Here is a 12,035-nt window from a genome sequence, read left to right on the forward strand (position 1 = left end):
AACTATATATTTAAAACACTATTAGGTTGAAAAATAAGACAATCAAATTGGATTATTGAGTTCCCATACTTTAAGACAATTTCAAATACGAAACAACTAAGGTAGAAACACAACTTATAGACAGACCATTAGATTTCTAATGGTTTTGTTTTTTTACAGGAAGTTCAATTTTCAAAATTAAGAACACTACAGGTTTTCATAAGTATGGTGCAACATGAAAGAAATGGCTTTCTTGATCTTATCTCTTCCTATAGGCGTGTTAACATCTATTCCACAGAAAATACTTCCATTAATTGCAGCGTACATATTCAGGTAATAAAGTCCTGAAACCATAATCGCCATAATGGAGCGTACATCTTCAGCATTATCTTTAAAATGGGAATCCATCAAAAGTTTAAAAATATACTCTCCGTTTTCTTCCTGTGTTTCTGTAAGTTTTTTTAAAGATTTACGAGGTTCTGATAAGCGCCAAAGCAGGAGTTTTTGCGCTTCTTTGCTGGAATAAACATAGTCAAATTGAGATAAAAGCATTTCTTCCATGAAAGATTTCCCTCCATCATCCAATTTGGGTTTTATTTTTTCAATCTCTTCAATGGTTACTTTACTCCAGTAATCCTGCGACCGGATATACTCATCAATCAAACCGTCTATTCCTCCAAAATAAGAGTAAATCATTTTCTTATCCACCCCGGCTGTAGCAGCAATACTATTCACTTTCAAGGCAGTATACCCTTTTGTTCTCAGTATCTTTCCCACTGCATCCAAAAACTTTTTTTTACTGCGTTCCTTGTTCCGGATACTTCCTGCTACAGACTTTCTTTCCATGGTAAACTTTCAATCGTACAAGTTTATGAATTTTTTTTCATTTTAGACACTTTTTAGTGTCTAAATTTATATATTTGCATAAACTAATAACCATTTTAAATAAACAGACAATCAAAGTTGTGAGGTTGAGAGAGATCAGGTTGTACCGTTAGTACCCTCAGTATAAATATTTTACTATTCAATTACTGAGGTGAAACATTTCTTAAGCAGCATCATTAATTAATTTAATGGTGCTGTTTTTATTAATAAAAGGATTTTTTAGCAGTCAACCATAATAAATACCTGATATTGCTGTTTTTGATTTAATTAAATCATTTTTTTAATTTATATCATTCTCTCAAAAACGTCCTATACAAAAGGATTTCTTTAGTTTTCTAAAATTTTTTAATAATATTTTTCAATTTTTTTTCATTTTAGACACTTCGTAGTGTCTTAATTTGTATATTTGCTGCAAACTAATAACCATTTTATATAGAAACACGATTTGAGTTGGAAAAATTTAAGTTTCGAAAAAAAAGCAACTAAGGTAAAAACACTAAATGCAGCAGCGTCATGAGATCTCTAATGATGCTGTTTTCATTTAGCGTATGCTACTTTCGTTTAATCTATAGAAAATTGTATTTACCGGGAATCCGGTAATAGAATAGTTGATATGAAGAGAGACTGTCCAGGGACAGTCTCTTATTTTTTTAAGATTGAAGTATATTAACCTCTGGCTTTTTCGTCTGTAAAAAACTGAAATCCATCCTTCTTCTCAATAAGCTGCATTGGATATAATGAAGGATTATATTCACCGTTCAAAACTTCGTTTAATGCATGTTTTTTGGATTCACCAAATGCAATAGCCAGAATATGATCTGCATTATTGATAATAGGAGCAGTCAATGTGATTCTGAACATTTCCTGAGGCTTAAGATAATAGGCAGATACCCATTTTTCTTTTTCATTTAAAACTTCTTCCCCCGGAAATAATGAGGCCGTATGACCGTCATCTCCCATTCCCAGCAGGATAAAATCAAAAACACCATCATCTCCAAGAACAGTTCTGATCTGCTGTTCATAAGCTTTAGCATAGTCTTCAGGAGTTATTCCTTCAGCATACATAGGAAAGATATGGTTTTGATCTATCGGAACCTGATTGAGAAGTGCCTCATCTGTCATCCGGAAGTTGCTTTTATCATCGTTCAAAGGAACCCATCTTTCATCTACCCAAAAGAAGTAGACTTTACTCCACTCAATCTGTTCTTTATATTCTGGTGTTGCCAGCAGTTTGAAAATGGCTTTAGGCGAAGATCCTCCACTGAGAGCCACTACAAAACGGTCATTTTTCTGAATAGATTTTTTTGAAAGGTCAACAAATGTATCTGCAGCCTTTGTGTACAGTTTTTCCAGATCGTCAAATACTGTAATATTCATTTTCTGTTTGTTTAAATTTATATTGTTTTATACCCAGCTGTGTCCTTGTCTTTCTACCAAAGCATTAACGTCTTCCGGTCCCCAACTTCCTGCTTTATAATTCGGAAAAGAAAGGTCTTTATTATTTTCCCAGGCTTCCTGTATGGTGGTGACAACATCCCAGGCTTCTTCCACCTGATCGGAACGCATAAACAAGGTAAGATCTCCTAAAAGAGCATCCTGTAATAAGGTTTCATAAGCTTCCGGAGTATCATCCTGACAGGCAAAATTGTCAAAAATCATTTCTGCAGGTTTCAAATCCAGCGTCAGTCCTGGTTTTTTAGTCATGAACTGTAATCTGATATCCATCATTGGCTGGATATTAATAATCAACCTGTTTGCTGACAAAAGATGCGGACTATCTGAGAATGTTGAGTGAGGAAGCGGCTTAAACTGGATCGTAATATAAGAGTGCTTTTCTTTCATTTTCTTTCCGGTACGTACATAGAAAGGAACATCCTGCCATCTTTCATTATCCAGATAAAATTTTATCGCTGCAAAAGTTTCCGTATTGGAATCTGCTGCAATTCCATCTTCCTGGCGGTAACCTTTCACTTCTACTCCGTTTATAGTACCTTTTCCGTACTGACCTCTTACTGCATAATGGTCAACCTGATCGGAAGATATTCTTCGAATTGATTTCAGAACGTCTACTTTCCGGTCTCTGATTTCACCAGACTGCAATGAAGCAGGTGGTTCCATTGCTACCATACACAGGATCTGTAACAGGTGGTTCTGGATCATATCCCTTAATGCTCCTGTCTGTTCATAAAAAGCACCTCTTGTCTCTACCCCAACTTCTTCTGCTACTGTAATCTGTACAGATTCTATATATTTATGATCCCATAAAGGTTCAAAAATTGAATTCCCAAACCTGAACGCCAATATATTCTGCACTGTTTCTTTCCCCAGATAGTGGTCGATACGATAGATTTGTTCTTCTTCAAAAGTTTTTGCCAAAAGACTGTTTAATTCAATGGCTGACTGTTTATTATGACCAAAAGGTTTTTCAATAATAATACGGTCCTTTTTCGGATCAGAAGCCAATGAAGTTGTTTTGATATGATTGGATATCGTGGTAATAAAATTAGGTCCAATGGATAAGTAAAATAACCTGTTTGCTCTTATCCCATACACGGAATCAAAATCCTGCAATTTCTGCTGTAGATTCTCATAAGAACTTTCTTCATCCAGCTGATGCTGAAAATAAGTAATATGAGCCTGAAAACCTGCCCAGTCTTCAGAAGTCACTTTTTTTCTGGAGAAACTCTCAAGGTTTTCTTTGATATAATTTCTGAAATTTTCGTTGGTATTTTCTGCCCTTCCCAATGCTACAATATTAAAGCCTTTGGGCATTCTGCCATCGATATATAAGTTATAAAATGCCGGAAAAAGTTTTCTTTTTGCCAGATCTCCTGTAGCACCAAAAATAACGATAGTTGTTGGCTGCAAGATTCTATTTTGATTCATTTCTTCCGAATTTTTAATTATTTGCACTTTGCCAAGAAGTATGGAAAACTCCTTCTCTGTCTATACGCTGATAGGTATGAGCACCAAAATAATCACGCTGAGCCTGGATCAGATTCACAGGAAGAGATTCTGTAGTATAGGCATCAAAATATCCCAAAGCCGTCTGGATTCCCAAACTTGAGATTCCGTTGGTAACGGCATATCCTGCAGTTTTTCTTAAAGCTTTGATTTTTGATTTTACCAGTTCGGAAATATCCTGATCAAGAAGAATATTAGAAAGACTAGGGTTTTGGGTATATGCTGAATAGAATTTTTCCAGCAATACAGAACGGATAATACATCCTCCTCTCCAGATTTTCACCACATCTTTCAGCGGAATTTCAAAACCATATTCTTCAGATGCTTTTACCAGTAAAGATAAACCTTGCGCATAGCTGATTAAGGTAGAAAGGAAAAGAGCATCGCCCACTTCCTTGATGAATAATTCTATATTTTCCGGCTTTGTAATTTCGCTTTCAGTATAGATTTTTGAAGCCTGAACTCTTTCGGTTTTATAGGCAGATAAAATTCTTGAAGTTACAGCAATGTCAATGGTAGGAATAGAAACTCCGATTTCCATAGCTTGCTCGGAAGTCCATTTCCCTGTTCCTTTCGCTCCTGCCTTATCTAAAATCTGATCCACAAGATAGCTATCTGTTAATGAATCTTTTTGAGTGAAGATATCTCTGGTGATTTCAATAAGGAATGAGTTCATTTCGCCATTATTCCATTCTTTGAAAACCTGATAGAGCTGTTCATTATTTAAGCCTGCTCCTCTTTTAAGAAGATCATAAGCCTCACTGATAAGCTGCATAATTGCATATTCAATACCATTATGTACCATTTTCACATAGTTTCCGGCAGACCCTTTTCCCATATAAGCTGTACATGCTTCATTGTCTACTTTTGCTGCAATAGCTTCCAGCATTGGTTTCAGAAGTTTGAAGGCTTCCAGATCTCCTCCAGGCATTATACTTGGACCTGTTCTGGCTCCTTTTTCTCCTCCTGACACTCCCATTCCCATAAAATGCAGTTTTTTAGATGCCAGATCAGCAACACGTCTGTTGGTATCTTCAAAATAAGAATTTCCTGCATCAATTACGATATCACCTTCATTTAAAAGTGGGGTAATATTTTCCAGCACAGCATCTACAGGTTTTCCTGCAGGAACCATAAGAATAATTTTTCTTGGAACTTCCAGTGCGGATACGAAATCTTCTAAAGAGCCTGTACCTTTTACCTTCATTTCTGAAGCAGCTCCGCCTTCTAATTCTTTCACTTTTTCCTGATCCAGATCAAATCCTGCGATTGAAAATCCGTTGTCAGCGATATTATAAAGCAGATTCCGCCCCATTACTCCAAGGCCAACCATCCCATAACTATATCTTTCCATTATATTGGTATTAATATGAATTTTGTTATACAGACAATAAAATTACGGAAATGCCTATTATGAAAAAAATAAAAGGAAATAAAAAGTTGAGAGCACTTTTGTTTTTCCCTCATTTATAATACCCTAATATTCACATTTTCACATGATTTTGTGCTTACAGAATAAAATTCAATCATTAATATGGGAATGATCTATTAAAACAGTCTGTTTTTTGGCATAATTAAACTTATATTTGCCAAAATTTATAAAGTAATGAACTATAAACTTGAACTCAACACTCAGGAGCCTAATTCTAAAATCGTTTTTAATAATATCATATTTGATTCGTTCAAGATTAATATAGTTGAAAGATATATCGGGTCAATGAAGGCTCGTCCTACATTATGTGAGGTTTTATTTAAAGTAAGAACTTTAGATAATGTCATTATCAACAGAAAAGATGGTAATATAAGAGTAAAGATAAAGGGTGATGATTTTGAAACGTATCAGAAATTATCCAGAGACCTGAACTCTTATGAATACAAAAACAAACTGATTAACAGAAAAGAGGTAGAACAGAATTATGTTCATTTCATCCTGAGTTTAGTAATTACAAATTATCAGCTTAATTAAGCTGTTCCGGACATTCTCCTTCTATCATTTTTCAGAGGGAGAATGTTCAGAAAACAATACACAGAAAGCAACCAGTTTTTAATTAAAAACTGTAAGTTATACTGAGCGTTCTATTTTGATTCTCAGCCATTTCGGCCTGGAAGCATTTAAAAAAGTATAGTTTAAATCAAATTATTCGTTATTACGTAGGATATTGCTTCGATGATATTCTTCACTCCAATTCTCTCAAACAATTTGCTCCTGTGAAACTTTATGGTACTTGGCGACACAAACAATTGTTCTGCAATTTCTTCTATTTTTAACCCCTGAAGGTAAAGCCGTATTATTTCTATTTCCCTTAATTTTAAGGCAACTTTACATTCTTCTGTCCATTTTCCTGTAAAAAGATTATATTTCCAATAGGTATCTGAGGTATTGGATATAATCCGGATATTTCCTGCATTCCGATTGAGAGAATAAGACACTACACAGACTATTTTGGAGATCTCGCCATCATCACAAATTTCTATGGGTGTAACCCTGTGATTTACGAGTACATCTACACTATTGGTATACTTCAGATGAAAATCATAAGTAATCGTGTGTATTTTTTTTTCTTCTGCTGAAAGGCATTCAAAAAACTGAAACCCATAAGTACTTACTTTCCTTAATATTTCAAGATCTGCTTTCTTGGTGTATTTCCGGAAAAAATTATAGCCCATTTTTTCAACTTCAGCAGCACTTAAACCAGAAAAAAGAAGAGGATTTTCTGAAACAAATTCTAATTTCTTTGTTTTAAGATCTGCAATGTAAACACAGCCCAGACTGGTTTCCGATACCGCTTTTAGTACATTAAGATATTTGTCTGATCCACTCTTATTTTCAAAATTTGATAAACCTGATGCCTTTTTGGCAACCAATGAATTATTTTTATCACTCATATTTTTGACATGATAAGAAGATATATTTTTTTATTAGATGATTTTTGCAAACATATTCATAATTACGCTAAATAAAAAATCTATCAAAACTTAATTATAATTAAACTAAAAACTACAAATTATTTATTTTGATAATAAAAAAATCTACACAGCTTCATTTTATTACATTTTTAATACCTTGAAAATTATATTTTTCCACTTTGTACGGAAATTAAAAAAGCAAAAGAATGAAAGAAAGATATATATAAATCATTATTTTTAAAAGGAAACTTATATTTTTTCTGTTTTGAAAGCATTTTTAGAGGATCAGTCTCTTATTAATTCATCAAACTTTGATTTAAAAACTATACGAAAGTATAGTAACATTCAATTTTTAATAAATTAATTTTACCCAAGCCATAACAATAAAAACTAATCAAAGAGAACCATATAAAAATGAAAGACACCAAAAAAAATTAAAAACTATAACAACTTATACGCAGTAAAGTGAATTTTTCATAAAAAATATTAAACCCCACTCATCTGCAACCGAAATTATTCCCACTCGCTTAGTATTCTACTATTTTTCCTGTTTATCCATTAATCACTTTTGTTAAAGAGGTGATGTGGAAGTACAGTGATATGCTTTAACCCACTTATCGTCTCTGTGAATTGAAAACAGAGTTTTTCTATGAGTTTCTGAAACGAATCCCATAGAAAAGCACGTGTACTTTTCAAAAGAGCGCTTAAGTAAATTGAATAACAGACTCTAATTTAAAATGAAACTATATGAGAAAAATTCTACCCGTTATCTTATTTTTAATGATTTTTGCGCATGCCCGGGGGCAAACCTGTTCTCCCGTTCCTGTGCCTTTTTCACAGTCATTCAGCAGTGGTGCACTACCAGCATGCTGGACCAGCCAGAACCCTTCTTCAACCTCAACGAACGCTAATGTTAAATGGAAATTTTCCGGATCAGCCGGATATGGAGCCACCGGAAACGGAGGTAAACCTGCCGGAACTTTTGCATGGGTTGATGCATCTTCCCCTTATGCAGGGGAACACACCGTTGAACTGATAAGCCCTCAAATCAACTTAGCCGGATTAACGAATCCTTATATCAAATTTGAATGGTTTAAGGATCATTTGACTGCACTCAATGGCACAGTGCCTGCTGCCGACAACAATCAGCTGAAACTTGCTGTAAATAGTGGTTCCGGATGGGTACAAGTCTGGTCCGGTGACACCAATTCTCCTGAATGGAGAACTGTTGGCGTTCCTTTGGCAGCAAGTTATGTTGGATCAACCATTCAGTTAAAATTTACCGTTGATAAAGATGTAGCCGGAAATGGTGATTTTTATGATGATGTATTGTTAGATGAAGTTCAGGTAATACAAGCTCCTACATGTTTTGAACCTGTTACTTTGTCTGCGTCTAATATTGCACCTACTTCTGCAACACTGAACTGGACTGCTCCTCTTGCACCGCCACCAGCTCCAGCCAATGGATATGAATATTACTACAGTACAAACAGTACTCCTCCTGCAGCCGCAACACCAGGCACACCCAATCCCGGAACGAGTGCTAATATCAGCTCTCTTACTTCGGGTGCTACTTATTACTGGTGGATAAGATCTGTCTGTTCTGCAACGGATAAATCACAATGGGTAGCAGGTAATCCTTTTACACCAGGACAAATTGGTGGAGGTACTGCCACTCATGCCTTTCTACCTGTTTATTCCTGCTCAGGCTTTAATTATTCCCAGCAGATTTATATGGCTACAGAGATTGGAGCCGCTGTCGGAACGAATAATTATATAACAGCCATCAGATTTTTTGTTTCCACAACTGCAGCTACCCAAGCTAATTATAATCAATGGGTAGTATATATGGGAAACACCTCACAAGCAGATTTTGCAACCACTTCAAGCTGGATCCCTACCCCATCTTTAACACAGGTATATTCTGGAACTTTACCAACAATGGTAGCAGGTACGTGGGTTGAAATTCCTTTAAGTACACCATTCTTATGGGATGGTGTCAGCAATGTCGTGATCGGTGTTGATGAAAATTCAACAGGAACATCATGTACCGCCAACTGGGGAAGTTATTCTGCAGGAAATAACCGTGGGATGATTTATTACAATTCTACTACCAATCCGGATCCGGCAAATCTTCCTACTGCAACAAGCAGATATGCTGTATTACCGAGGTTACAACTGACAGGTACAACGTTACCAAGTTGTACAAATACGCCTCCATCCAATATTGCCGTAAATAATATTACAGCTACCTCAGCCAATGTTACCTGGACTGCAACAGCCAATGCCACCTATGTTGTAAGATACAGAATACCTCCTTCCCTTACATGGCAAACGATTAATGTAACAACTCCTTTTACTAATAGTGTAACGCTTACCTCTTTAACTGAGCAGACTCAATACGAGGTAGAGATCGCAACCATTTGTGGAACGCAAGGGACATTTTCTACCCCTATCAGTTTTACAACACCTGCACTCACCTACTGTAATGCTGCTCCAGCAACAGTTACGAACGGTTACATTAATAACATTACGATGATGGGTACCAATGTACCTTTAACAAGTAATAATTCAGGGCCAACAACATATACAGATTATTCTACAGATCCTACAAAGACCATTACACTCCTGAGAAATTCAGTTAACAATACATTATCTGTAGGAAGATCAATTATATCAGGAACCTATTCTACCAATGCATGGATAGATTTTAACGGTGATGGTATTTTTGATAACAACCCAACAACCACTGCTGGTGGAGAAAGAATTATGAATCTTGGCTATTCCAGCACAACTCCTGTTACTGCTACTTTTGATGTTCCTGCAAATGCTTATCTGGGAACAAGTAAAGTAAAAATGCGTGTCATTGTATATTCTCTCACTCCGGCCAACGCCTGCGGACCTTTAACAAGTAATGGAGAGGTGGAAGATTATTACGTAAAGTTCATTGATCTTCAGCCTTGTACTACAGCTGCTCCTACTACTATTGCAGTGAATAACCTTACTCATAATTCTGCGTATGTGTCATGGATTCCTACGGCTAATGCTACTTATGTTATCAGATGGAGACAAGGAAGTACAGGAGCATGGCTTCCATCTGCAACAGGACAAACTCTTCCTGCAGGACAAAGCTTTTATACCATAACGGGACTTACCGAGCAGACCGGATATCAGGTACAAATTGCCACAATCTGTAATGGAAACCAGGGAGCATTTTCTCCAAGTATAAGTTTTACAACTCCACCATTAACATATTGTAGCATGACCGGAACAGGAACAAACGATTATATTTCTAATGTGAAAGTTACCCCTGTTAACTTCCCGGCAATAGACAACACCTCAGTTCAAACGAACTACATCAGCTATACGACACCAGCTACTCTTATTAATCTGGAGATCGGTTCTCAGGGAAATCAATTAGCTGTTTCTAAAGGCTGGGTAGGAACACAATATGCCGATGCTATAAATGCATGGATCGATTGGGACAGAGACGGAGTTTTCACAGATGCTGAAAAAGTAATGACTTCTGCTGCCAGCACCACAACTCCAATAACGGCAACTTTTAATGTTCCTGCAACAGGAGTTTATACAGGCCCACTAACCACTACGATGAGAGTAGTACTGAAACGAACCAGCGCTCCTGTAATGTGTGCAGATGCAGCCAATGGAGAGGTAGAAGATTATGCTGTAAGATTAAGACCTTGTAATAATACAACACCGGGAAATCCTGTATTTACCAATATCACACATAATTCTGTCAATATAAACTGGACTGCTGCAGCCAACAATAATGCGTTTGTTCTGGAATACAGACCCATTACAACACCTGTTTCTGCATGGACCACTTTAAACCTGTCTGTTTTAGGAGGAAACCCGCCTGTAACAATCAATGCTTTAACTCCTGCTACTACTTATGAGGTAAGAATTGCAGCAGTTTGTGGCAGCACAGGAATCGGAGTTTATACACCAATAAAAACATTTACAACAAGATGTGATCCTACTCCACCATTTGTAACGATAAGTAATGTAACATCAAACTCAGCCTTAATCACCTGGAATCCGGTTGTTCCAAGTGCCTCTTATATTTTAAGATGGCGGGAAGTAGGCGCTGGCCCGTGGAATACACCAACGATCCCTCAACCACCGGCAAATTCATATACGATTCCAAATCTTGATTCATTTAAAACATATGAAGTACAGGTAGCCAATATCTGTAATGGAGAAACAACTGCCAATCCGTGGTCTAACCCAAAAATATTTACCACAGAAAGAATATGTGAAATTCCTCCTCCAGGGCTTATGATTACTCAGATTATGCCAACAACGGCAGAAGTTGTATGGGATCCTTTTCCGGGAGCTACTTATATACTGAAGTACAGAAAAGTAGGTATTCCGAGCTGGACAGAGGTTGTGGTTCCTACAAATACCTACACCATCACTGGTTTGCTGGAACTCACTAAATACGAAATGCAGGTAGCCAATATCTGTAACGGAGTACCGGGAAATTTTACAAAACTGTATTATTTCACAACTCCAACCGTCATCTACTGCCCGATGTCAGCAGCCAATTCTACAACAGAATTTATTTCAAAGGTGACTGTGAAACCTAATGGTAATAAGGAAATGATTAATGAATCTCTTGCCTCTACTTATTCAAATTTCACAGGAAATCCTTTAAAGTTTATTGATTTAATTCAGGGATCAAAAGGTAATCAGATTACTATTGATAAGACTTTAAGTTCAGGAACTAACGCTGGTGTTGCAGTCTGGATCGATTTCAACAGAAACGGAGAATTTGACATCAATGAAAGAATTCTGGCAGACGGACCTAATGGAAACCCAACAGCAAGTACTACTTTCTCTGTTCCTGACAATGCCTTCATAAGTATGACAGATTATAAATATGTAGTCATGAGAGTTGCTTTACAGAAGGATGGTATTCCTGTGAACTGTACGAATTTCAAAGACGGTGAGGTGGAAGATTATACGGTCAGAATTTCAAAACAACCTGTACCAAATTCTCTTAATCAAGCAGATATCCACATTTATCCCAACCCGGTAAGCTCCGTGTTGTATGTAAAAAATATAAGTTTCAAAGCTCAATATAAAATTTACAGTGCTGCCGGAAGATTGATATCAAGTGGAATCATCCTGAACAATGCTATTGATGTGAGCAATCTTATCCATGGAATGTATATGATCGAGATAGAAGATGGAGGAATAACCGTTCAGAAGAAGTTTATTAAAGAATCTTAATCTCTTTTGTCAATGAAATTTCAATTTTTAGAATCAAAATTCTG

General features: G+C 36.4%; 7 protein-coding genes. 2 read left to right on the forward strand and 5 right to left on the reverse strand.

Going from position 1 to position 12,035, the window contains the following annotated elements; all coding sequences use genetic code 11:
* Positions 1–186: 186 nt before the first annotated feature.
* The 4 genes from ACKTTZ_RS22615 to gndA form a co-directional block, all read right to left on the reverse strand.
* On the reverse strand, positions 187–825 hold the full coding sequence (locus ACKTTZ_RS22615) for a TetR/AcrR family transcriptional regulator (RefSeq protein ID WP_407846670.1): 639 nt from the start codon (positions 823–825) through the stop codon (positions 187–189).
* A 705-nt stretch (positions 826–1,530) separates the two neighbouring features.
* Positions 1,531–2,241, reverse strand: coding sequence for a 6-phosphogluconolactonase (gene pgl / locus ACKTTZ_RS22620; protein WP_407846671.1), 711 nt, complete (start codon positions 2,239–2,241; stop codon positions 1,531–1,533).
* A gap of 27 nt (positions 2,242–2,268) precedes the next feature.
* Entirely contained in the window at positions 2,269–3,750 is a 1,482-nt protein-coding gene (zwf, locus tag ACKTTZ_RS22625; RefSeq protein ID WP_407846672.1) for a glucose-6-phosphate dehydrogenase, read from the reverse strand.
* Positions 3,751–3,763: 13 nt separating this feature from the next.
* The gene (gene gndA, locus ACKTTZ_RS22630; RefSeq protein ID WP_034696560.1) at positions 3,764–5,182 is read right to left on the reverse strand and encodes an NADP-dependent phosphogluconate dehydrogenase; all 1,419 of its coding nucleotides are present in this window, start codon (positions 5,180–5,182) and stop codon (positions 3,764–3,766) included.
* Between the two features lie 252 nt (positions 5,183–5,434).
* Here gndA and ACKTTZ_RS22635 point away from each other — a divergent pair, with 252 nt between their 5' ends.
* Positions 5,435–5,794 carry a hypothetical protein gene (locus ACKTTZ_RS22635; protein ID WP_034696561.1) on the forward strand — a complete coding sequence of 120 codons (360 nt, stop codon included), beginning with the start codon at positions 5,435–5,437 and terminating at the stop codon, positions 5,792–5,794.
* A gap of 161 nt (positions 5,795–5,955) precedes the next feature.
* On the opposite strand, the gene ACKTTZ_RS22640 is transcribed toward ACKTTZ_RS22635, so the two are convergent.
* Entirely contained in the window at positions 5,956–6,714 is a 759-nt protein-coding gene (locus ACKTTZ_RS22640; protein ID WP_253317364.1) for a response regulator transcription factor, read from the reverse strand.
* A gap of 768 nt (positions 6,715–7,482) precedes the next feature.
* Here ACKTTZ_RS22640 and ACKTTZ_RS22645 point away from each other — a divergent pair.
* The gene (locus ACKTTZ_RS22645; protein WP_407846673.1) at positions 7,483–11,991 is read left to right on the forward strand and encodes a fibronectin type III domain-containing protein; all 4,509 of its coding nucleotides are present in this window, start codon (positions 7,483–7,485) and stop codon (positions 11,989–11,991) included.
* Positions 11,992–12,035 lie beyond the last annotated feature (44 nt).

Source organism: Chryseobacterium sp. KCF3-3, assembly GCF_045865955.1.
In the GTDB taxonomy this organism is placed as follows: Bacteria; Bacteroidota; Bacteroidia; order Flavobacteriales; family Weeksellaceae; genus Chryseobacterium.